The sequence below is a fragment of the uncultured Megasphaera sp. genome, assembly GCF_958350005.1.
GTDB lineage: Bacteria > Bacillota > Negativicutes > Veillonellales > Megasphaeraceae > Megasphaera.
In genome coordinates, this window is sequence record NZ_CATWFF010000005.1 from 1 (window position 1) to 21,632 (window position 21,632).

General features: G+C 53.4%; 23 protein-coding genes and 1 riboswitch. Of the genes, 22 read left to right on the plus strand and 1 reads right to left on the minus strand.

Annotated elements, in window-relative coordinates:
- Nucleotides 1-55 precede the first annotated feature (55 nt).
- The 16 genes from Q3886_RS00675 to Q3886_RS00750 all read left to right on the plus strand — a co-directional run bounded on the left by Q3886_RS00675 (nt 56) and on the right by Q3886_RS00750 (nt 15,009).
- A complete protein-coding gene (locus Q3886_RS00675; protein ID WP_301859221.1) occupies nt 56-1,816 on the plus strand; it encodes a B12-binding domain-containing radical SAM protein in 1,761 nt (586 codons plus the stop codon).
- Nucleotides 1,813-2,766 (plus strand): TIGR01212 family radical SAM protein, encoded by a 954-nt coding sequence (locus Q3886_RS00680; protein ID WP_301859185.1) that lies wholly within the window; start codon nt 1,813-1,815, stop codon nt 2,764-2,766. Before Q3886_RS00675 ends, Q3886_RS00680 begins: the two co-directional genes overlap by 4 nt.
- A 35-nt stretch (nt 2,767-2,801) precedes the next feature.
- Nucleotides 2,802-3,758 (plus strand): PhoH family protein, encoded by a 957-nt coding sequence (locus Q3886_RS00685; protein WP_301859187.1) that lies wholly within the window; start codon nt 2,802-2,804, stop codon nt 3,756-3,758.
- A gap of 18 nt (nt 3,759-3,776) precedes the next feature.
- Nucleotides 3,777-4,250, plus strand: coding sequence for an rRNA maturation RNase YbeY (ybeY, locus tag Q3886_RS00690; protein ID WP_301859189.1), 474 nt, complete (start codon nt 3,777-3,779; stop codon nt 4,248-4,250).
- Nucleotides 4,247-4,648 (plus strand): cytidine deaminase, encoded by a 402-nt coding sequence (locus Q3886_RS00695; protein WP_301859191.1) that lies wholly within the window; start codon nt 4,247-4,249, stop codon nt 4,646-4,648. Before ybeY ends, Q3886_RS00695 begins: the two co-directional genes overlap by 4 nt.
- 10 nt (nt 4,649-4,658) lie before the next feature.
- The gene (era, locus tag Q3886_RS00700; RefSeq protein ID WP_301859193.1) at nt 4,659-5,558 is read left to right on the plus strand and encodes a GTPase Era; all 900 of its coding nucleotides are present in this window, start codon (nt 4,659-4,661) and stop codon (nt 5,556-5,558) included.
- 51 nt (nt 5,559-5,609) lie between these two features.
- The gene (locus Q3886_RS00705) at nt 5,610-6,920 is read left to right on the plus strand and encodes a hemolysin family protein (RefSeq protein ID WP_367881536.1); all 1,311 of its coding nucleotides are present in this window, start codon (nt 5,610-5,612) and stop codon (nt 6,918-6,920) included.
- Complete coding sequence (locus tag Q3886_RS00710) at nt 6,910-7,635, plus strand: DNA repair protein RecO (protein ID WP_301859195.1); 726 nt, start codon at nt 6,910-6,912, stop codon at nt 7,633-7,635. The genes Q3886_RS00705 and Q3886_RS00710 overlap by 11 nt, the downstream gene beginning before the upstream one ends.
- 9 nt (nt 7,636-7,644) lie before the next feature.
- Nucleotides 7,645-9,006 carry an MATE family efflux transporter gene (locus Q3886_RS00715; protein ID WP_301859198.1) on the plus strand — a complete coding sequence of 454 codons (1,362 nt, stop codon included), beginning with the start codon at nt 7,645-7,647 and terminating at the stop codon, nt 9,004-9,006.
- Between the two features lie 4 nt (nt 9,007-9,010).
- Nucleotides 9,011-9,235: a hypothetical protein gene (locus tag Q3886_RS00720; RefSeq protein WP_301859200.1), complete on the plus strand. Its 225-nt coding sequence runs from the start codon at nt 9,011-9,013 to the stop codon at nt 9,233-9,235.
- Between the two features lie 46 nt (nt 9,236-9,281).
- A complete protein-coding gene (locus Q3886_RS00725) occupies nt 9,282-9,911 on the plus strand; it encodes a hypothetical protein (RefSeq protein WP_301859202.1) in 630 nt (209 codons plus the stop codon).
- A 159-nt stretch (nt 9,912-10,070) separates the two neighbouring features.
- Nucleotides 10,071-10,229 (plus strand): hypothetical protein, encoded by a 159-nt coding sequence (locus tag Q3886_RS00730; protein ID WP_301859203.1) that lies wholly within the window; start codon nt 10,071-10,073, stop codon nt 10,227-10,229.
- Between the two features lie 8 nt (nt 10,230-10,237).
- A complete protein-coding gene (locus Q3886_RS00735) occupies nt 10,238-12,112 on the plus strand; it encodes a cation-translocating P-type ATPase (RefSeq protein ID WP_301859204.1) in 1,875 nt (624 codons plus the stop codon).
- Between the two features lie 157 nt (nt 12,113-12,269).
- On the plus strand, nt 12,270-12,794 hold the full coding sequence (dcd, locus tag Q3886_RS00740) for a dCTP deaminase (protein ID WP_301859205.1): 525 nt from the start codon (nt 12,270-12,272) through the stop codon (nt 12,792-12,794).
- Nucleotides 12,791-13,774: a P1 family peptidase gene (locus Q3886_RS00745; protein ID WP_301859206.1), complete on the plus strand. Its 984-nt coding sequence runs from the start codon at nt 12,791-12,793 to the stop codon at nt 13,772-13,774. The genes dcd and Q3886_RS00745 overlap by 4 nt, the downstream gene beginning before the upstream one ends.
- A 227-nt stretch (nt 13,775-14,001) precedes the next feature.
- On the plus strand, nt 14,002-15,009 hold the full coding sequence (locus Q3886_RS00750; RefSeq protein ID WP_301859207.1) for a hypothetical protein: 1,008 nt from the start codon (nt 14,002-14,004) through the stop codon (nt 15,007-15,009).
- On the opposite strand, the gene Q3886_RS00755 is transcribed toward Q3886_RS00750, so the two are convergent.
- Nucleotides 14,981-16,732 carry an NFACT family protein gene (locus Q3886_RS00755; RefSeq protein WP_301859209.1) on the minus strand — a complete coding sequence of 584 codons (1,752 nt, stop codon included), beginning with the start codon at nt 16,730-16,732 and terminating at the stop codon, nt 14,981-14,983. The genes Q3886_RS00750 and Q3886_RS00755 overlap by 29 nt on opposite strands.
- Nucleotides 16,733-16,879: 147 nt before the next feature.
- Between Q3886_RS00755 and Q3886_RS00760 the strand changes: the two genes are divergently transcribed.
- The 6 genes from Q3886_RS00760 (at nt 16,880) to metK (ending at nt 21,576) form a co-directional block, all read left to right on the plus strand.
- Complete coding sequence (locus tag Q3886_RS00760; RefSeq protein WP_301859223.1) at nt 16,880-17,755, plus strand: YicC/YloC family endoribonuclease; 876 nt, start codon at nt 16,880-16,882, stop codon at nt 17,753-17,755.
- A gap of 11 nt (nt 17,756-17,766) precedes the next feature.
- Nucleotides 17,767-18,051: an extracellular matrix/biofilm regulator RemA gene (remA, locus tag Q3886_RS00765; protein WP_301859210.1), complete on the plus strand. Its 285-nt coding sequence runs from the start codon at nt 17,767-17,769 to the stop codon at nt 18,049-18,051.
- A gap of 8 nt (nt 18,052-18,059) precedes the next feature.
- Complete coding sequence (gmk, locus tag Q3886_RS00770) at nt 18,060-18,674, plus strand: guanylate kinase (RefSeq protein ID WP_301859211.1); 615 nt, start codon at nt 18,060-18,062, stop codon at nt 18,672-18,674.
- A 48-nt stretch (nt 18,675-18,722) separates the two neighbouring features.
- On the plus strand, nt 18,723-18,932 hold the full coding sequence (gene rpoZ, locus Q3886_RS00775; protein WP_301859212.1) for a DNA-directed RNA polymerase subunit omega: 210 nt from the start codon (nt 18,723-18,725) through the stop codon (nt 18,930-18,932).
- A gap of 14 nt (nt 18,933-18,946) precedes the next feature.
- On the plus strand, nt 18,947-20,158 hold the full coding sequence (coaBC, locus tag Q3886_RS00780) for a bifunctional phosphopantothenoylcysteine decarboxylase/phosphopantothenate--cysteine ligase CoaBC (protein WP_301859213.1): 1,212 nt from the start codon (nt 18,947-18,949) through the stop codon (nt 20,156-20,158).
- A gap of 75 nt (nt 20,159-20,233) precedes the next feature.
- Nucleotides 20,234-20,334: riboswitch (SAM riboswitch) on the plus strand.
- 51 nt (nt 20,335-20,385) lie between these two features.
- A complete protein-coding gene (metK, locus tag Q3886_RS00785) occupies nt 20,386-21,576 on the plus strand; it encodes a methionine adenosyltransferase (RefSeq protein ID WP_301859214.1) in 1,191 nt (396 codons plus the stop codon).
- Nucleotides 21,577-21,632: the final 56 nt, after the last annotated feature.

The following is a 21,632-nucleotide window of genomic DNA, read 5'->3' on the forward strand; positions in this document are numbered from 1 at the left end:
GGACGATGTAGTATAATAATGTATAATCTCATGTATACCAGAGGAACTATTGGTGATGAAACCGTTACTGACTACGTTAAATGCAAAATTTATTCAGTCTTCCCTGGCCCTGCGCTGTCTGTCGGCGGCGTGCCGCCATCAGCACGTACCGGTCTGCACGGCAGAGTATACGATTAATCAGCATCTGTACGACATATTGCGGCATATCATTTCGTCCGGCGCTGACGTGGTCGGCTTTTCCTGTTATATCTGGAATATAGCCATGACGTGTCGGCTCATGAATCTTATCAGGCAGGTCCGGCCAGATATCATCCTGTTTGTCGGCGGCCCGGAAGTGTCCTATACGGCCCGGGATATATTGCGCGAATACAGCTGCATCGATTATGTGCTTCAGGGAGAAGGCGAGGAAATGGTGCCGGCCTTTCTGCGTGCCCTGGCAGCCGGGGAGGATGTGCTTCAGATTCCTGGCGTACTGGGGCGGAACGGCGGGGAGATTGCCGGCAGCGAGCAGTTCCAGGAAATTGCCGACCTGGACAGCCTGCCCTTTCCCTATGAAGAACAGGACTTTTCCCGCCTGTCTCATCAGATTATCTATTATGAAAGTTCCCGGGGCTGTCCCTTTCACTGCCAGTACTGCCTGTCCGGCATGAACGACCATGTGCGGTTTCGCTCGGTTCCCCTGGTGCTTCAGGAGCTGGACCAGTTCGTCGCTGCCGGCGTCAAGCAGGTCAAGTTTGTGGACCGGACCTTTAACTGCAACCCCCGTCATCACCGGCCCTTGCTGGAATATATGATTCGTGTGAACAGGCCCATTAACTTTCATCTGGAAATTGAGCCGGGTATACTGCGCGATGACGATCTGGCCCTGCTGGCAAAGGCGCCAAAGGGCCGCATTCAGCTGGAAATGGGGATTCAGTCTACGTACGAGCCGACGCTGCGCGCCGTGCACCGCCATAACGACTGGCCGCGCATTACGTACCTGATGGAGCGCCTTCTGTCCTTTGGCAACATTCACCTCCATCTGGATCTGATCGTCGGTCTGCCTTATGAGGACTACGCCCATCTGCGCCGTTCCTTCCACGATATTTATGCCCTCCGTCCGCACAAACTGCAGATCGGCTTTCTCAAGCTCCTGAAGGGATCGGGCATTCGCCGGGATTTTGCAGAGCAGTACCGGTTTGACCCGGAAGGGCCTTACGAAGTGCTGGCTACGGCCTGGCTGCCTTACGAACAGGTCAGCTATATGAAGGTCTTTGAAGATGTCTTTGAACGGACCTATAATGCCGGGAAATTTTCCTATGTCCTGGCTTATGTGTCGCAGTTTTATGCCGACGATTATTTCCGTCTCTATGAGGCTCTGACTGATGAATGGCTCCGTCTGGGATATGACGGCCAGTCTCTGTCGGACGAACGGCTGTGCCGCTTTGTCTGGCATTGCTGTCAGACCGTCCTGTCTCTGACGGCGCCGCAGCAGCAGGTTGCAGCGGAACTGCTGGCTCTGGACATGGTGACAGTATTTCGCTTCCGCCTGGCTCCGGATTTTCTGGGCTGGCACGAAGCGCCGCGTGAAGAAACAGACGGTATGTTTCGCAATGAAGACTGGCTGCGCCAGTATGTGCCAGGCTACCGGTTTACGAGCTGGCGGGACATCAAGATGCGCTGCCGCATCTGGGAGGTCACGAGGGATACGCTGGCTGAACTGAAACGGTATGTGTCGGTCCCGGACGGCCCGGTGTATGTGCTGGCAGAAAAGCGGGACGGCTGCGTCGTCTGGCAGGCCGTTCCCAAAATGGATAAAGGACAGGGTGAGTCATGAACGAACGATATAATATATATTCTGCCTATTTAAAACAGACCTATGGGGAAAAGGTGTATAAGCTGCCTGTCAGCATTCCCGATACCTGTCCCAACCGGGACGGCACGCTGGGAACCAGGGGGTGCGCCTTCTGCGGTTCCATTGGCGCAGGCTATGAAAACCTGCCGGCCACCATGACCGTAAGCCAGCAGATTGCCGCCAATATTGCCCATATTCAGCCAAAATACAAGGCCCGTAAATTTATTGCTTATTTTCAGAATTTCACCAATACCTATCTTTCGCCTGACGCATTTCACCAGTACCTGATCGAAGCGTGTCAGCCCGACATTGTCGGCCTGGCTATTGCCACCCGGCCGGACTGCATCAATGAAACGTATCTGAATATTCTTGCCGATGTAAAAGAGACATACGGCGTAGATATTCTGGTGGAATTTGGCCTGCAGACAGCCAATTATAAAACGCTGCTGAAAATCAACCGCGGTCATACCCTGGCAGAATACATTGACGCCATGATTCAGATTCAGGCCTATCCCTTCCGCACCTGTACCCACGTTATTCTCGATCTGCCCTGGGATACGATGGACGATACCATCGAAACGGCGAAGATTATTTCCGCCTTTCCATCGGCTCATGAAATCAAGCTTCATTCGCTGTATATCATTAAAAATACAGTTATGGCCGAGTGGTACCGCAAGGGAGAGATTACGCTGGTTACGGCGGAAGAGTATGTACGGCGCGCCGTGGCCTTTATCGAATATACCCGGCCGGATATGGTATTTCAGCGGCTTATCGGACGGGCGCCCAAAGAGGCGACAGACGTTGCCAACTGGGGCATGGGCTGGTGGCGCGTCCGCGACATGATCGATGCGGAACTGCTGCGGCAGGATACGCGGCAGGGACAGAAGTGCCAGTACCTGCACGGCAAAGCTGTGCGAAAATTTATGGAATAGTTCATATACCTACAGGAGGAGAGCTAACAGCGCCTATGGAAAAACGATTTACCTTTGCGGACTTGTCAGAAGCGCAGGCCGTGTTGGGAATGAAGGATGAATTTTTAAAGATTTTGCAGAAAGAATTTCCGGCATGCCGCATTGCTGCCCGGGGAAATGAAGTGATCATTCTCGGCGAGGAACCGGATCTGTCCATGGTGGCAGCCGTATTTGATGTGCTGCGGTATCTGTACCGGGAAAATACGTACATGACGAATCAGCACGTGCGGTACTCTGCTTCCATGATCCGCCAGGGCAAGGAAGAGGAGCTGCGCCGGATCTACGGCGATACGGTCAGCATTTCGGCCCGGGGCCGGCTCATTAAGCCGAAGACGGCCGGACAGAAACAGTATGTCGATTCGATTCGCAAAAATCTGGTCACCTTCGGCATCGGTCCGGCCGGTACGGGCAAGACCTATCTGGCCGTTGCCCTGGCTGCATACTACCTGAAAAACAGGGAAGTAGAGCGGATCATTCTGACCCGGCCAGCTGTGGAAGCCGGCGAAAAGCTGGGCTTTCTGCCGGGAGATCTGCAGGAAAAAATCGATCCCTACCTGCGGCCCCTGTACGATGCCCTGGCCGATATGTTTGGCTACGACCAGTTCCAGAAACTGGTTTCCCGCAATATTATTGAAGTAGCTCCGCTGGCCTATATGCGCGGCCGCACGCTGGAAGAATCGTTTATTATCCTCGATGAAGCGCAGAATACGACGCGGGAACAGATGAAGATGTTTCTGACCCGCATGGGCAACCATTCCCGCGTCGTCGTCAACGGCGATGCGACCCAGATCGATCTGGGCGACAGCCGCATGTCGGGACTGACGGAAGCGCAGCGGGTGCTGCAGAACGTATCAGGCATCGGCATGGTCCATTTTACGGATGAAGATGTGGTCCGCCACGATATGGTAGGACGGATTATCCGGGCATATGAACGGTTTTACCGACATGAATAGAAAGGCAGATGACCAAGCATGAATATTAATATTAACTATGAAGACCCTTCATTTCAGCAGGATTCGTATGAACAGGTAATTGACAGGGTGTGCCAGGAAGCGGCCCTGGTGTATGGCCTGGGACCGAATGCGGAAATCAGCATTCTCCTGTGCCATAACGACTATATCCATCAGCTGAACAAGACGTACCGGAACATAGACCGGCCCACAGATGTCCTGTCCTTTGCCCTCAATGAAGGGGAAGAAGACGGATATGACGGCCCTGATGCAGCGCTGCTGGGCGATATCGTCATTTCCCTGGAAAAAGTACAGGAACAGGCCGAAGAGTACGGCCATCCCTTTGAACGGGAACTGGCCTATCTGACCATTCACGGCATGCTGCACATTCTGGGCTACGACCATATGGAACCGGATGACAAGGCGGAAATGCGCCGGGAAGAAGAATTTATTCTGCACCGCCTGGGCTACGTGCGGCAGGGAGAAGAACTGTGATTGCCGATACGGTCTGCCGCCGTCTGATAGCAGCTGCCCGCCGCGCCCAGACGCAGGCCTATGCGCCGTACTCGAAGTTTACCGTCGGCGCAGCAGCATTGGGGGCTGACGGCATCGTATACACAGGCTGCAATGTGGAAAACAGTTCCTATGGTCTGTCGTGCTGTGCCGAACGAAATGCCGTCTTTCACGCCGTAAGCTGCGGCTGCCGGAAGTTTGCCGCCATAGCCGTCGTCGGTGACGGACCGGACCCCATTACGCCCTGTGGAGCCTGCCGGCAGGTGCTGGCAGAGTTTGCCGTTCCTGCTGTTATCCTGGCCGGAGCCGATGATTCGTATACGGTCATGACCATGGAAGAACTGCTGCCGCAGGCCTTTCAGTTTACTGTGGAAAAGTAAAGGAGCATGTATGGAAGAAACTACGTTTAAATCGGGATTTGTTGCCGTTGTCGGCAGGCCGAATGTGGGCAAGTCGACGCTGATTAATCATATTATCCGGCAGAAAGTATCTATCGTATCGGACAAGGCACAGACGACGCGCAACCGGATTCTGTGCATTCATACAGACGATGCCTGCCAGATTATCTTTCTCGACACGCCGGGGATTCACAAGCCCAAGCACAAGCTGGGCCAGTTCATGGATGATGCGGCCTATCAGTCCCTCCGCGATATTGACGCCGTGTTGTTCCTCATATCGGGGAATGAAAAGAAAGGGCCTGGCGACCTCTTTGTCCTGGACAAACTGAAAGACGTAAAAGTGCCGGTCTTTCTGATTATCAATAAAGTCGATGTCATGACGAAAGAGGAAATTCTGCATAAAATCACGGAATACAGTACGTTGTACCCCTTTGCGCAGGTCATTCCCGTGTCGGCTCTGACTGGCGACAACGTGGACGCTGTCCTGGAAGAGCTGCAGAAGCTCCTGCCTGAAGGGCCCAAGTATTTCCCGGACGATATGATTACCGATCAGCCGGAACGGCTGCTGGTTGCTGAAATTGTGCGGGAAAAATGCATTCGCAATACCCGCGATGAAGTGCCTCATGCCATTGCGGCCTATGTGGAAGAAATGAAGCCCCGCGGCAAAGACACGGTGTATATCCGCCTTACAGTCTATGTGGAACGGGAGTCACAGAAGCGCATTGTTATCGGCAAAAACGGCGCTGTCCTCAAAACCATAGGGGCCCAGGCCCGGCAGGAAATTGAAAATCTGCTGGGATCCAAGGTGTTTCTGGATATTTGGGTGAAAGTCAAGGCGGACTGGCGCAATAAAGCCGGCGCGCTGAATGAATTTGGTTATACGAAAGAATAGGAGAGATGACTTATTGAACTGCAAATTGTAGCACAGTGCCTGGTTATATTTATTGTCTGCGTAGCCTGCAGTGCTGTGTGTGTAATCGGTAAATTTGCCTTTGCCCAGATGCGGCGGGAATATATAGAAGAACTCATAGAAAACGGCGATACGAAGGCATCACTGCTGCTGAAACTGTACGATCACCCCAATGTGTTCCTGGGGGCGGCACAGCTGGGGATTGCCGTTTCCGGGATTCTTGCCGGGGCGACTGTCTATTATGGGCTGTCCAGCGTGTACGATCCCTTTGTGAATGCTGTTGACCGGCCCTGGATCGTCTGGATCGTCTACTGTGTCGTATGTGTTCTCCTGTGCCTGCTGCTTTGGGTATTCGGCGAGCTCGTTCCCAAATCCATTGGTCTCCAGTGTGCGGAAAAGAGCCTGAAAGATGTGCGGCCTATTATTCAGGCGGGCAGCCGGATTCTGTATCCGGTCATTGCTCTGGGAAATGCCCTGGGCGAAGCCTTCTTCCGGGGAAAGCGCCTGGACGTGACCAATGAAATCGATATGGCCCACTCGGAAGATGAAATACGCATGCTCGTTACAGCCAGCCATAAAGAAGGAAAAATCGACCAGGTCGAAAGCGAGCTCATTGGCAATGTCTTTGACTTTGCCGACCGGCTGGCCAAGGAAATCATGATTCCCCGGCAGGATATTGTCTGTCTCTATGTGGAAGATACGATTGCCCAGCATCTGAAGACGATCCGTCAGTCCCGCCATACGCGGTATCCCTTATGCGAAGAAGATAAGGACCATGTGCTGGGACTGGTTCATATTAAGGATATGATGGATATATACCTGAACAAACAGGGCAATCTCCGGCAGATCAAGCGGCCTATCCTCATGATTCCCGAAATCATGCCGGCATCAAAGCTGCTGCAGCTCATGCGGTCGCGGCGGACCTATCTGGCCATGGTTGTCGACGAATACGGCAGTACCGTCGGCCTCATCGGGCTGGAAGATATTCTGGAAGAGCTGGTCGGCAATATTCGCAATGAACATTCTTCGGAAAAAGAAAAGATTCTGCCCCTGCCTGGCGGCGCCTATGAGTTTGCCGGAACGGTGCTTCTGGAAGATGTGGAAGACCTGCTCCATATTCCTGTAGAAGAAGACGTCGATACCGATACGATTGGCGGCTATGTTTTCAATCAGCTGGGCCATACGCCGGCGGTACAGGAATCGGTTACTATTGGCAATTACCGCTTTACGGTCCTGGAAATGCAGCAGTTCCGCATTGCCCGCGTCAAGGCCGAAGCCATTGCGCCTGCTGCGCCGGAAACAAAGGCACTGGCCGTTGCTGCCGAAGAAAAGCATGGCAGCTGATTTTCGCAGCCAAAAGCCGGCGCAGCGCTATGACGGCATTATCCTGCAGGTGAAGAAACAGGGGATGCAGCGCATTCTGTCCGTCTTTACCCGCCAGGATGGCCTTTGCTGGGCCAGTCTGCCCAGACGGGGACGGAGCCGGCAGGGCTTTGGCGCCTGTATGGCTCTGAGCCGCCTGACCTTTGATGCCGTCATGCAGGGCGATATGCTGGCACTGCGGGAATACGACATTGTCAGCAATCCGGGCATGGCCGACCTTACGTGGGACCGGTATGTGTATTCCCAGATCTTTGTGGAAATGGTGCATCTCCTGTTTCCCCAGCACCAGCGTGATGACGGGGCCTATGGCTTGCTGTGCCGGTATTGTCAGGAAATTTCCCGGAAAAATGCGCGGGTCCTGACGATCATTGCCGGCTGGCAGCTCGTCAGTCTGGCCGGGTTCTGCCCCGATGCGGCGTCCGTTCCGGTATACACCCTGGCTGTCCGAGACAAACGACGGCTTTACTATGTCGGCGATGTGCTGCCTGCAGAAGGGGAACTGTTTCCGGTACCGCCGTCGGTGCGGCAGCTGTGGCAGACCTTCCTGTCCTATGCGTGGGGGACGGAACAGACTCTCCGGCTTCCTGCCAGAGGACTGGCGTTTCTGGAAGAGCTGCTGTACAGCTATGTTGAACAGTGCAGTGACCGTCCTATGCGAAGTTTGGTTATTTTATAAAGGAGTCTTATGGTTCAGCGTATGACCTCGGGAAGTCCGATTCGCCTGATCCTGGCGTTTACGGTTCCCCTGCTGCTGGGAAATGTATTTCAGCAGCTCTATAATATTGCCGATATTATTATTGTCGGCCGGACGATTGGCGTCCATGCCCTGGCGGCAGTCGGTGCGGCAGCACCCCTGTTCATGGCCCTGCTGGGACTGACTATTGGCCTGGCATCCGGTTTTTCCGTTGTCACGGGCCAGCGGTTTGGTGCCGGCGATGAAGACGGCGTTCGCCGCTCCGTTGCCACGTCGGCCATGCTGGCCTTCGGCATTACTGTCGTAATGACGGCAGTCGTCGTCGGCTCCATGCCGGTCATTCTGGAGCTCATGAACATTTCTGCCGAACTCTATGCCGATTCGTATCACTATATTATCATCATTGCCTATGGCATTGCCGCCATGATGATGTACAATCTGCTGGCCTGTATCTGCCGGGCCCTGGGGGACAGCCGGACGCCCCTGTATTTCCTGATGGTGTCGTCTCTGCTCAATATCGCCCTGGCGCTCCTGTTTATTACGCAGTTTGGCTGGGGCGTGCCCGGGTCGGCGGTGGCCCTGGTCATTGCCCAGGGCGTATCGGCCCTGCTGTGCCTGCTGTACATGCGCCGGCGCTTTCCCATGCTGCGCCTGCGGCGCTGTGACTGGACGGTGGATCTGGCTTTTGCCTGGCAGCATCTTCGCCTGGGCCTGCCTATGGCCATGCAGTTTACCATCATATCTCTGGGGATTCTGGTCATTCAGTCTGTGTGCAACACCTTCGGGCCGGAAACGATTGCCGGCTTCGTATCGGCTACGCGGATTGAACAGCTGGCGCTGCAGCCCATGATTTCCTTTGGCATCGCCATGGCCGTGTATTCGGCGCAGAACTATGGGGCCCGGAACTACAGGCGCATCCGCCAGGGCGTGCGGCAGTGTTCCCTCGTGTCTCTGGCCTTCTGTATGCTGGCCATGGCAGCCATGCTGGGGTATGGCCGTGAACTTATTTCCCTGTTTACAGAAGAACAGGACGCCCTGCTGCTGGATCAGGCCACGTTGTACCTGAAGACGTCTGTGCCGTTTTATCTGTTCCTGGGCCAGATCTTCGTGTACCGCAATGCCCTGCAGGGCATGGGTATTTCCAGCGTGCCTCTGATCAGCAGTATTATTGAACTGGCTGTCCGCGGCATATCAGCCTTTGTTCTGGCCCGTATGTGGGGCTTTTTCGGTATCTGCTGCGCCAGCCCCCTGTGCTGGGTCGCTGCCTGTCTGTTTACAGGGGGAGCTTATTTTTATGTACAGTACACGATGAAGCGGGTACATGGCCGGGAGAGCTGTCTCCAGGAAGGATAAACCTATGGGAAACGTCATTGCAGTTATCTGGGATTTTGATAAGACCCTCATTAGCGGGTATATGCAGGAACCTATTTTTGAAGCCTATGGCGTAGACGGCGAGGCTTTCTGGAAGGAAGTGGACAGCCTGCCTGCCATGTACAGCAAACGCCATATTCAATCGCGATCCGATTTATCTGAATGTCTTTCTGCGGTATACGCGGCAGGGCATTTTCAAAGGGCTGAATAACGAACGGCTGCGGGAATTTGGCCAGGAGCAGCATTTTTATCCGGGCGTGCCGGAAATTTTCCAGAACGTCCGGGACCAGATTGAACAGGAACCGAAATACAGTGAATATAATATTAAAGTAGAGCATTACATTGTCAGCACAGGCCTGCGCAAGGTCATTGAAGGATCGGCAGTGGCCCCCTATGTAGACGGCATCTGGGGCTGTGACTTTATTGAAGACGAGTGTGACGGCCAGACCGTGATTACGGAACTGGGATATACGCTGGATAATACGACGAAGACGAGGGCCCTTTTTGAAATCAGCAAGGGTGTGCCTAAAAACGGCAATATTGATGTCAATGCCAAAATGCCTCAGGAGCTGCGGCGCGTCCGTTTTGAAAACATGATTTATATTGCCGACGGGCCCAGCGATATTCCCGCTTTTTCTGTAGTGAACCGCTTCGGCGGTGCTACCTTCGCCATTTATCCGCCTGGCGACACGGCGGCCTTTCAGCAGGTTGAAACGCTGCGCCGCGACGGCCGGGTCAATATGTATGCCGAAGCGGATTATCGGGAAGGCACGACGGCGTACATGTGGATTACCAATAAGGTCCAGGCCTTTGCCGACCGGATCTATACCCGGGAAAAACAGCGCATTGACGCTGCCGTTTCCCAGGTACCGAAACATTTGACCTGACAGACCGTAAAAGAGCAGATACTGATACAGAGCTATTCTCTGCGGCAGTATCTGCTCTTTTTATTTCATTTCTCTTGACTACCGATACCCCTATATGTATAATAAACACATCACATATACCTATAGGGGTATTGGTAAAATAAAAAGGAGATGGTCAGTATGGAATGGATTCTGTGTGGTATTGGTATAGTGATGGTACTATGTGGATTGTATTATACGGCCCAGGAAAAAGAGGATGTGCGGGTACGGAAATTTTATATGATCTTGTCCCTGGCAGGCCTTGTTATGGCAGCAGGCAGCGCCTACTCGCTGATATAGGAGATACTATGGTAGAATATATTGAAAAAATCATGGAAGCCGGTGGAGTAAAAAAGGATATTGCCTTCCTGATTCTGTCTGGTATTGCACTGGTTATCAGTATTTTTATGCCTCACCTTCTTCCGTTTGATGCGGCCTGGATTGCCATTGTATTATGCGGCATTCCTATTGTCATTGAGGCTTTGATTGGCCTGATTGCGCGCTTTGATATTAAGGCAGACGTACTCGTATCCATGGCTCTCATCGCCTCCATTGTCATTGGCGAAGATTTTGCCGCCGGCGAAGTAGCCTTTATTATGCAGCTCGGTGCATTACTGGAAGATGTAACCGTAGCTAAAGCCAGAGCAGGCATTGAAAAGCTCGTTCATTTGACGCCGCAGACGGCGCGAGTCCTTCATGGCGAAGACGAACAGGTCATCCCTGCCGATCAGGTCGCTGTAGGCGATCGGATTCACGTCCTCCCAGGAGAAACGATTCCTGTTGACGGCATCATTCTTTCCGGGCAGACTTCTGTCAACCAGGCCGTCATGACCGGCGAATCCCTGCCGGTAGATAAAAAGGCCGGTGACAGCGTATCGAGCGGTACAGTGAATCAGTTCGGCGCCTTTATCATGAAAGCCGTCAAAGTCGGCGAAGACAGCTCTATTCAGCGCATGATCCGCCTCATCCAGTCGGCTGATGCAGGCAAGGCGAAAATCGTCGGCCTTGCCGATCGCTGGGCGACATGGATTGTAGTTGCCGCCTTGTCGACAGCCGTTGTTACGTGGCTGCTGACTGGTGAAATCATTCGCTCTGTAACGGTTCTCGTCGTATTCTGCCCGTGTGCCCTCGTCCTCGCCACGCCGACGGCGATTATGGCCGCCATTGGCAATGTGACGAAATACGGCTTTCTCGTCCGCGAAGGGGATGCCCTGGAACGGCTGGCCAGTGTGACGAAAATCGCCTTTGATAAGACGGAAACTCTGACCTATGGCAAACCGCAGGTTACGGCCGTCTGCCCTGATGCGGACTGGATAGATGAAAAGACCTTGTTTACCTATGCAGCAGCGGCCGAACGGTCGTCAGAACATCCTCTGGGCAAAGCCGTTGCAGCCGGATTTTCTAAGACCTATCAGGAAGTACCGCCAGCCAGTGAAGAAGGGTCCTTTGAACTGTTCGTCGGTGCCGGCGTGACGGCCTGCGCAGAAGGAAAACACGTAGGTGCCGGCAATGAAGAACTCATGAAACGTCTCCATGTCGCCATTCCCGCTTCGGCAGCCCGGCAGGTACAGACATATATCGATCAGGGCTGCACAGTCATCTATATTTCCATTGACTGCCGTTTTGCCGGATTCCTGGCCCTGTCTGACACGGTACGCAGTGAAGCAGCGGCCATGATTCAGCGTCTGCAGGCATTGGGCGTTGAGCCCGTTCTGCTGACAGGAGATCATGAAAACGCAGCCCGTACGATTGCTTCCCAGCTGGGCATTGCCGATGTACATGCGTCATGCCTGCCGGAAGACAAACTGCGCTGGATACAGACGTATCAGCAGCAAAATCAGAAGGTCTGCATGATTGGCGACGGCATTAATGATGCGCCGGCTCTGAAAATTGCCGATGCCGGTATTGCCATGGGCGGCGTCGGCAGCGATATTGCTGTCGATGCGGCTGATCTGGTGCTGGTTGACGATCAGGTGCGGGAACTGCCTCACTTACTGGCCCTGTCCAAGCGGATGATGGTGACGATTCGGAGAAATCTCATCTTTTCCATGACTCTGAATTTTATTGCCGTTGCCCTGGCTGTACTGGGTATTTTGCATCCCGTCCTTGGTGCGCTGGTACATAATGCCGGCTCGTTCCTGGTTATTGTCAATTCAGCGCTGCTGCTGAAATGGAAATTGTAGGAAACACACGGGATTCTGCAGAAAAAGACGGATAAAACAGATGATTTTCCTCAGCCCCTGTAGTATAATAAAAATTATATATACTATTGCATGTTGTAAAGCTGGGCCATTACATGGATACGCAGCTTGACATATACTATGAAAGGTGACGGAATCTATGATCTTGTCTGGCAAGGAAATCGTAAAGCATCTGGGCCGGGAAATTGTAATTGAACCATTTCATCCGGAACGGGTCAATCCTAACAGTTATAATCTGTCTTTATACCATCAGCTCATGGTCTATGACCATCATGAACTGGACATGGCCAAACCGAACACGGCATCGGTCATTGAAATCCCGGAAGAAGGATTTGTCCTGCAGCCAAACCGCCTGTATCTGGGGCGGACCAATGAGTATACGAAGACAGACGGCTACATTCCCATGCTGGAAGGGCGGTCGTCCGTTGGCCGTCTGGGCGTGTTTATTCACGTTACGGCCGGGTTCGGCGACGTAGGCTTTGCCGGATACTGGACGCTGGAAATTTTCTGTGTCCAGCCCATCCGCATTTACCGGGATGTGGAAATCTGCCAGATCTATTATCATGATATTGATGGGGAATACGATACGTATCAGCACGGCAAATACCAGAACAATACGGGAATTCAGCCAAGCATGCTGTGGAAGGACTTTCAGAAAAAATGAAAACCATGAAGATGACAGATATAGAAGGCGTTCATATGGGCAATGCCCAGGATACAGTCGGAGGAACAGGGTGTACGGTCCTACTGTTTCCCGACGGCGCTCCCTGCGGCAGCGATGTCCGCGGCGGCGGTCCGGCCAGCAGGGAGTCGGAGCTGCTTCAGCCGACAGCCGCGGCGGAGGTCATTCATGCCATTCTCCTCAGCGGCGGCAGTGCCTTTGGACTGGATGCGGCCGGCGGTGTCATGCAGTACCTGTCGGAACGGAATATCGGCTTTCCCACGCCTGTCTGCCGCGTGCCCCTGGTCGTGGCTTCCTGTATTTTCGACCTGGCCTGCGGTGCCAATGTGCATCCTGACCGGGCCATGGGATATGCTGCCTGTAAGGCTGCAGCCTGCAATGACGTGCAGGAAGGAAACTATGGCGCCGGTACAGGCGCGACGGTAGGCAAGCTGTGCGGCGATGCTTACATGATGAAGTCCGGCCTTGGCATGTATGCCGTCCAGGCAGGGGCGCTTCAGGTCGGCGCCGTCGTTGCCGTCAATGCTGTCGGCGACGTCCTGGATGAGAAGAACCAGATTCTGGCCGGCATGCTGCGTCCCGATGGGCAGGGATTTGCCCATACGCGCCGCGTCATGCTGGAAGGGAGCCAGCAGGAAACGCTGTTTTCCGGTCCTCTGGGCGGCGGGACGACGAATACGACTATTGCCGCTGTTGTCACCAACGGCGCCTTTGATAAGACGCGTCTGAAAAAGATTGCCGCCATGGCCGGCAACGGCATGGTCCGCACCATTTGCCCGGTCAATACGACGGCCGATGGCGATACGGTATATGCTGTCAGTACTGGCACCGTCCCTGCAGATGTCAGTACAGCCGGCACGATTGCGGCGTATGTGCTGGAACAGGCTGTCCGGCGGGCCGTGCTGACGGCAGCTCCGGCGTATGGACTGCCGTCGGTCCAGTCCCTGCCCTGGATGTCCTGATATATGTTACATCCCCCTGGTATCAGCGCTTTACCCGTCTGATACGAGGGGGATGTTGTGTATTTCCCTGGAAATCTGCCGCACTCTGCCGTGCGTTTTCTCGGCAGGACTGGCGGAGGGGAAATTTAATGTTCTTCCCATGTCTGTTTCAGCAAATTTTAATCTCTGCCTGTCATACTGAATGCAGAAAACGATGCGGTGTAACCAGTGCGACAGGAGGGAACGGCATGACAGAGAGCATGACTATAGACAGGCTGCGGCAGCAGGGGTATGCCTATTATGAAGGATATCTGTCCTTTTTTAATCACAAGAAACGGCAGAAACGGCGGTCTGCTGCAAAAAGCCTCACCAAAGGAGACTATGAAAAACGGGCGCTTCAGTGCTGGGAAAAGGTACTGCAGCACGAACGGCGCCCGGAAGATATTCTGTTATATGCCCGGATTCAGCATGCGCGAATGGGCGGCAGCACTCGTCCCCGCGATCTGACCTGGGAACAGCTGTATGGGTGGTATGATGAAGCGGTAGCGCTCTGGGACCGGCACGGGCGGCAGGGACAGGAAAAGGAATATATGCAGGCCTGCTGCGGCCTGTGCCGCTGTGGTCTGGCTACCTATGCCGCGTCTTCAGCCCTTGCCAGTGAAGCAAGTCTCCTCTTTCACCCTAAGTCTGCCGTGTTTGGCGATGCTGCCAGCCGCCGCCGCTGGCAGCGAATGCGGCAGTGCATGGAACAGGTGCAGGCTCTGGAAAACCTGCCTGTAACCCTTGCTGAAGGCCAGGCCGTTCCGGACCGGCGCCGTTTTCTGTACAGCGGCGATGTCTATTTCCTGTTGGGACAGGTGTATGACTGCGGCGCTCGCCTGGCCCTGACCGGACAGGTAAGGAAGACGCTGCAGCTGGCTGAACGATACTACCGGTTTGCCTGTGAAATTGACTGGCAGCGCCGCCGGAGAAAGGCCGGCGTATCGGGCTTTTCCTATATGTATGGCGCCCTGCTGTCGCTGTACCTGTATGTTCGCCGGGAAGATGCCTTTTACCGGACCTGGGACCGCTATCATGGCGTTGTAGACTTTTCGCCGGCCTTTCGTACGCTGTGGCAGACGCGCTGGCTTATTGTAAAAGGCGAATATGACGCAGCTGAACGGGGACTGCAGCTGCAGGAGGGAACGGCCGAGTTTCCGGAGCGGCGCATTCAGGCTCTGAGGCAGCTTATTTCCCGTCTGCGCCGGCGTCAGTAGCAGCATGTTCTTTCTGACACCAGTTTTTCGGCTCTACCATATACGTCGTCTGCCCTTCGAAGATGACGAATCCCGGTGCGGCATGGGCCGGCTTTTTTACCCGGCGGACGAGGGTGCAGTCTACTTCGGCTTTGGAACTGTTCCGGCTTTTGCTGTAATAGGCGGCCAGCTGGGCAGCTTTGAGTATCTGTGCTTCTGTCGGCTTCTGGTTGTGACAGGCCAGAATGACATGGGACCCTGGCTGATTCTTGATGTGAAACCACAAATCGTAGGGATGCGCTTTTTTGGTAGTCAAATAGTCATTTTGCCGGTTGTTGCGGCCAACCCAGACAGGAATGCCGTCATCGTCGACAGTCAGGATGTGCTGGGCCGAATCTTTTTTCAGCTTGTCTCTGCCGCTGGCCGGCAGGAGGCGCATCTGCTTCATTTCTGCTTTAATATCGGCAATTTCATCTTTGCTGGCTGTGTTTTCCAGGGCATATTCCAGGGACAGGAGGTAGTTCAGGTGGGACTGGTTTTCTTCCTGCAGTTCTGCCGATTTCTGCTTGCGGTTTCGCAGTTTGGTGTACCGTTTGTAGTAGCGGTTGGCATTGTCCGTCATGGAATAGGCCGGGTCCAGGGGAATGGTAATCGGTTCCTGCTGTTCTGACAGCAAGTTGGCTACAGTCAGGGATTTTTCGTGATCATGTTTTTCATAGGCATAAATCATGAGCAAATCGCCGTATAGCTTATAGGTGTCCATTTTGGCTGTTTCTTTGAGTTCCGCCTGGACACGCTTGATTTTCCGCTTCTGCTTTTCGATCAATTTGGCCACTTTTTTCTGCATCTGTTCCTGCTCGCCGTTGAGGCTGCGGTGCGTGGACTGAAAGGCATCGAGATAGTCTTCAATGCAGGCCGTGTGGCGGCGGGGATAGGCGTCGAGGCTCTGCAGTTCCAGGGGGAAGATGATTTCCTTGCCCTTTACGGTGTAAATATAGGCGCCTGACAGGTGCTGCAGCTGTTTTCCCAGGGCCTCAACGGCCCGGCACCAGGTGAACTGATCGGCCGGAGACAGCTGGCCGACTGGTTTTTTGATATCCAGGCCCGTGCGCCAGGCCAGCTCGTTGAGCACGACTGTGCTCATGCCGTTGAAGCGCTTCAGCATCCACTTGTCCAGGGGTTCTTCCGTTCCGGGCAGCATCATGTCCGTTAATTCGGCAGCAGAAAAATCGAAAGGGTCCATACGCTGGAAATTAGGCGGAAAGTCGTACGGTTCTTTCGGAGCAATGGTGCGCAGGGCCTGTTTGTCTTTGCGTGTTTTTATGAGGGCTTCGATGATAATGCCGTTTTCCGTGAAAATGACGTTGCTGTATTTTCCCATGAGTTCGACGTGAATTTTCCGGGTTGCCAGCCGCCCTGATATATCCAGGACGTCGACGGAAATTTCCACGAGCCGGTCCAGATGAAGCTGCTCAATCGAGGCAATGCGCCCGTTTTCAAAATATTTCCGCAGAAACATGCACAGCCCTGTAGGCACATCTGTAGTCGGCGGCATGGTCCTGGCAATATACAGGCGCGGCGAGTCATCCAGGGTAATAATCAGGTGATGAATGCCTGTATCGTTGAAAATGCGGAAATAAAGGGAGCGAATATCGAGCTGGTAAATCTTGGAAATCTGCCCGCCCTTTAAGATTTCTTTTAATTCATTCGTAATGCTATGTAAGGTAATTCCATCAAGGTTCATAGTCTGTCTCCTGCGCTTTCTTGAAAAAGTATCTTAATCATATCATAGAATCCGTTTTTTTGCCAAAATCAAGTAGACCAACCCGACAATTTACGCTATACTAATACGTTAGAAGAAGCGATAAAGGAGGGTGTTCCATTGCGCAGTATGACTGGATTCGGCGCTGGCCGGTATCAGGATGAACGCCTCAGTGTCTCCGTGGAGATGCGGGCCGTAAATCAGCGTTTTCTGGAATTGAACATACGTATGCCCCATGCCTATCTGGCTCTGGAAGATCGGCTGCGGCAGACTATTAAGCAGACTGTGCGCCGCGGCAAGGTAGACGTGTTTGTAACCGTACAGGATCTGGCGCCGCAGGCTCCGCAGGTGCGGATTGACTATGCGTCTCTGGAAGCGTGCCGGCAGGCATTGAATGAAGCCGGAAAGCGGCTGTTTGACGGGGAAAAGGCAACGCTGGCCACGATTATGGAGCTGACCAAGGACTGGTTCGTTCAGGAACCACCTCAGATTGATGCCGATACGGCGTGGCCCGTATTTCAGCAGGCCCTGGCAGCGTCCCTGGAAGGGCTGACAGCCATGCGCAGCCGGGAAGGCGAGACGATTTGCCGCGACCTGCAGGCCCGTACGGCTGCGATGACGAAGCTTATCGATACCATTGCTTCGCGGAAGGAAGAAATTACGGCACAGTACCGGCAGCGCCTGGAAAAGAAAATACTGGCCCTGCTGCAGCCGGCACAGCAAATTCCCGATACAGAACGGCTTCTGCAGGAAACGGCCATTTATGCCGATAAAGTGGATTTTACAGAAGAAGTTGTACGTTTTCGCAGCCATGTGTTACAATTAAGTAGATTTTTGGAACAATCTGGAGAAGTAGGACGCAAACTGGATTTTCTCATTCAGGAAATGAACCGCGAAGTCAATACGATTGGCTCCAAAGCCGGCGATATGGATGTAACCGACTGCGTGCTGCAGCTGAAGAATGAACTCGAAAAAATCCGCGAACAGATTCAGAATATTGAATGATGGTGATGCCTGTGAATTTTACGTTGTTGAATATTGGCTTTGGCAACATGGCCATGGGTCAGAAAGTAGTGGCCATTATCAGTCCCGAGTCTGCGCCCATTAAGCGCATGATTCAGGAAGCACGGGAACGCAATACCCTCATCGATGCGACCTTTGGCCGCAAGACCCGGTCTGTTCTGGTCATGGACAACGGGCAGATCATTTTATCGGCACTGCAGGCAGAAACGATTGCTCACCGCATTGTGCAGGCCGGTGATACGGAAGATACGATGGAAGAATTGGAAGCAAAGGAGTAAAGCAAACTATGGCCGATTCAGGACTGCTCATCGTCGTTTCAGGCCCTTCCGGTGCAGGAAAGGGCACGATATGCGATGCACTGCGGAAACAATTTCCCAATATTCACTATTCCATTTCCATGACGACGCGGAAGCCCCGCCAGGGAGAAGTAGACGGCGTCAATTACTATTTTGCCAGTAAGGACAAGTTTGAATCGCTGCTGGAACAGGACGCCTTTCTGGAACATGCCAAAGTGTATGACCATTACTATGGCACGCCGAAAGACTATGTATACCGTCTTCTTGGCGAAGGCAAGCATGTCATGCTGGAAATTGACATTCAGGGAGCCATGCAGGTTAAGGAAAAATACCCGCAAGGCGTGTTTATCTACATTGTGCCGCCGAGCAAAGAGGTGCTGGAAAAACGGCTGCGCGGCCGCCATACCGATACGGATGACGTCATTGCCGGACGGCTGGCCAAAGCCAGGGCGGAACTGGACTGGATTGCCCAGTACGATTACGTCATCGTCAACGATGACCTGGACAAAGCCGTCCATGCGGCAGCATCCATATTGGAAGCAGAACAGTGCCGGGCAGCACGCAATACGCAGTGTATTGCCAATATTAAGAGTATGTATCAGTAGTAGCTGCATCTTGCAGGGAAGAATTGCAGATCAGGAGGAGAACAGGGTATGTTAATTAAACCGACGTTAGAATCATTGATGAAACGAGTAGACAGCAAGTATACGTTAGTTACGCTGGCCGCCAAACGGGCACGCGAACTGGTTGACGGCGATGCGCCGCTGGTTGAAGTCAAGACGACGCGGGTCGTTTCCATTGCCATGGAAGAAATTGACCAGGGAAAAATTACCTATGAAGCGCCGAAGGACGGAATCAAATAATACGGAGGCTGACGATGCTATTAGAAAAGAAGAATGTCGTTCTGGCAGTCAGCGGCGGGATTGCCGCGTTTAAGGCCGCGTCTGTAGCCAGTATGCTCCGCAAGCGCGGTGCCAGCGTAAAGTGCATCATGACGGAACATGCCACGCAGTTTATTACGCCTCTGACATTGCGGGAAATTTCCGGAAATCCCGTAGCTGTTTCCATGTTTGGCGATATTCCGGAATTTCAGGTCGAACATATTGCCCTGGCCAACTGGGCCGATGTATTCGTCATTGCGCCGGCTACGGCCAACGTACTGGGGAAGATTGCCGGCGGCATTGCTGATGACATGCTGACGACAGCCGTTATGGCCACGAAAGCGCCGGTCCTTCTGGCGCCGGCCATGAACAGCAATATGTATCTGAATCCCATTGTGCAGGATAATATGAAGAAGCTGACAGCCTACGGCTATGAACTCATCGAGCCGGATAAAGGCCACCTGGCCTGCGGAATCAATGGCATTGGCCGTCTGCCGGAGCCGGAAGATATTGTCGACTACATCGAACTGGCTGCCTGCCGGAGTGACGTGCTGAAAGGGAAGCGGGTCATCGTCACCGCCGGCGGTACGCGGGAACCGCTCGATCCTGTGCGCTTTATCGGCAACCGCTCCAGCGGCCGCATGGGCTTTGCCGTAGCCAAGGCTGCTGCTATGGCCGGTGCTGAGGTTATCCTCGTTGCCGGTACGACAGATCATCTGAAGACGCCGAAAGGCGACGTTCACCGCATTGATGTGGAAAGTACGAAGAACATGAAAGAAGCTGTTGATTCGTACTATGACAGCTGCGATCTGGTCATCAAGGCGGCGGCTGTAGCCGACTACCGCGCCGTCCATCCGGCAGAAAATAAGATCAAGAAGTCTGATGAAACCCTGGCCATTGATATGACAAAGAATCCCGATATTCTGTATGGCCTGGGCCAGCGCAAGAAGCATCAGATTCTCATCGGCTTTGCTGCGGAAACGACGCATGTCCTGGAATACGGGGCGGCAAAGCTGAAGAAAAAGAATCTGGACATGCTCGTTGCCAACGACGTCAGTGCCGAAGGCGCCGGGTTCCAGGGATCGACGAATATTGCCACCTTTCTGTATCCAGACGGATCGATGGAAAAACTGGAGAAAATGGGCAAAGACGAACTGGCCGGCCTGATTATTGAACGGGCAGCCGGTCTTCTGGCCAGGAGGAAATGAGCTGCTTCTTTTTGAATGAAAAAGTATTGCAATTTCGTGAAAGATACTATATAATAAGCAAGTAAATCAAATACAGTTCCATCAAGAGACGGCGGAGGGATTGGCCCTGTGATGCCGCAGCAACCTTCATTGATGAAAGGTGCTAATTCCAACAGCGTCAGGCTGGAAGATGGGTGAATGTGTACCCCTCTTTTTGCAAGAGGGGATTTTTTTTGAGGAGGATATACATGGTTAAAAATCGTGAATTCTTTACATCAGAATCGGTAACAGAAGGCCATCCTGATAAAATGGCCGATCAGATTTCTGACGGCATTTTGGATGCTATTCTGGCCAAAGATAAAAATGCCCGCGTTGCCTGCGAAACCCTGGTTACAACTGGCATGGTACACGTAGTCGGCGAAATTTCGACGACGTGCTACGTAGATATTCCGCATCTCGTCCGCGAAACGATTCGCGAAATCGGCTATACCCGTGCCAAGTACGGCTTCGACTGCGATACATGCGGCATCCTCGTATCCCTGGATGAACAGTCTCCGGATATTGCCATGGGCGTCGATGAAGCACAGGAACGGAAATCAGGCGAAACCGATGCGTTCGATACGATTGGCGCCGGCGATCAGGGCATGATGTTCGGCTATGCTACGAACGAAACAGATGACTACATGCCCCTGCCCATTTCCCTGGCTCACCGCCTGGCCCGCCGCCTGGCAAAAGTCCGCAAAGACGGAACCTTGTCCTACCTCCGTCCTGACGGCAAGACCCAGGTTACTGTAGAATATGAAGACGGCAAGCCTGTCCGCATTGATACGATTGTCATTTCCGCACAGCACAGCCCGGAAATTACGCGGGAACAGATCGAAAAGGACCTGCTGACCTACGTTATCAAGCCGGAACTGCCGGAAGGCCTGTTTGACGAAAATACGAAACTGTTTATCAATCCGACCGGACGGTTTGTCATTGGCGGTCCGCAGGGCGACTCCGGCCTGACAGGCCGCAAGATCATTGTCGACACCTACGGCGGCATGGCCCGTCACGGCGGCGGCGCATTCTCCGGCAAGGACCCCACAAAGGTAGACCGGTCTGCTGCCTATGCCGCACGGTATGTGGCTAAAAACATCGTAGCTGCCGGCCTTGCTGACAAATGCGAAATCCAGCTGGCCTATGCCATTGGTGTAGCACATCCTGTATCCATTCACGTTGAAACCTTTGGCACTGGAAAAGTAGAAAACAGCGTCATTGTCGATTTGATTCGCAAACATTTCGATCTTCGTCCGGCCGGCATTATTGACATGCTCGATCTGCAGCGCCCGATTTACAAGCAGACTGCTGCATATGGCCACTTTGGACGGAATGACCTGAATCTGCCGTGGGAACAGGTCGATAAAGCCGACGTTCTCCGCAAAGAAGCAGGAATCTAGTCCGGAAACGGTGAAATTACATACGCTATAACAGGAGGGGCTTGCTTCGTCAGGCC

Coding starts and splice junctions, on each gene's coding strand:
- Q3886_RS00675 (WP_301859221.1), top strand. CDS start 56: ATGAAACCGTTACTGACTACGTTAAATGCAAAATTTATTCAGTCTTCC.
- Q3886_RS00680 (WP_301859185.1), top strand. CDS start 1,813: ATGAACGAACGATATAATATATATTCTGCCTATTTAAAACAGACCTAT.
- Q3886_RS00685 (WP_301859187.1), top strand. CDS start 2,802: ATGGAAAAACGATTTACCTTTGCGGACTTGTCAGAAGCGCAGGCCGTG.
- ybeY (WP_301859189.1), top strand. CDS start 3,777: ATGAATATTAATATTAACTATGAAGACCCTTCATTTCAGCAGGATTCG.
- era (WP_301859193.1), top strand. CDS start 4,659: ATGGAAGAAACTACGTTTAAATCGGGATTTGTTGCCGTTGTCGGCAGG.
- Q3886_RS00710 (WP_301859195.1), top strand. CDS start 6,910: ATGGCAGCTGATTTTCGCAGCCAAAAGCCGGCGCAGCGCTATGACGGC.
- Q3886_RS00715 (WP_301859198.1), top strand. CDS start 7,645: ATGGTTCAGCGTATGACCTCGGGAAGTCCGATTCGCCTGATCCTGGCG.
- Q3886_RS00720 (WP_301859200.1), top strand. CDS start 9,011: ATGGGAAACGTCATTGCAGTTATCTGGGATTTTGATAAGACCCTCATT.
- Q3886_RS00730 (WP_301859203.1), top strand. CDS start 10,071: ATGGAATGGATTCTGTGTGGTATTGGTATAGTGATGGTACTATGTGGA.
- Q3886_RS00735 (WP_301859204.1), top strand. CDS start 10,238: ATGGTAGAATATATTGAAAAAATCATGGAAGCCGGTGGAGTAAAAAAG.
- dcd (WP_301859205.1), top strand. CDS start 12,270: ATGATCTTGTCTGGCAAGGAAATCGTAAAGCATCTGGGCCGGGAAATT.
- Q3886_RS00745 (WP_301859206.1), top strand. CDS start 12,791: ATGAAAACCATGAAGATGACAGATATAGAAGGCGTTCATATGGGCAAT.
- Q3886_RS00750 (WP_301859207.1), top strand. CDS start 14,002: ATGACAGAGAGCATGACTATAGACAGGCTGCGGCAGCAGGGGTATGCC.
- Q3886_RS00755 (WP_301859209.1), bottom strand. CDS start 16,732: ATGAACCTTGATGGAATTACCTTACATAGCATTACGAATGAATTAAAA.
- Q3886_RS00760 (WP_301859223.1), top strand. CDS start 16,880: ATGACTGGATTCGGCGCTGGCCGGTATCAGGATGAACGCCTCAGTGTC.
- gmk (WP_301859211.1), top strand. CDS start 18,060: ATGGCCGATTCAGGACTGCTCATCGTCGTTTCAGGCCCTTCCGGTGCA.
- rpoZ (WP_301859212.1), top strand. CDS start 18,723: ATGTTAATTAAACCGACGTTAGAATCATTGATGAAACGAGTAGACAGC.
- coaBC (WP_301859213.1), top strand. CDS start 18,947: ATGCTATTAGAAAAGAAGAATGTCGTTCTGGCAGTCAGCGGCGGGATT.
- metK (WP_301859214.1), top strand. CDS start 20,386: ATGGTTAAAAATCGTGAATTCTTTACATCAGAATCGGTAACAGAAGGC.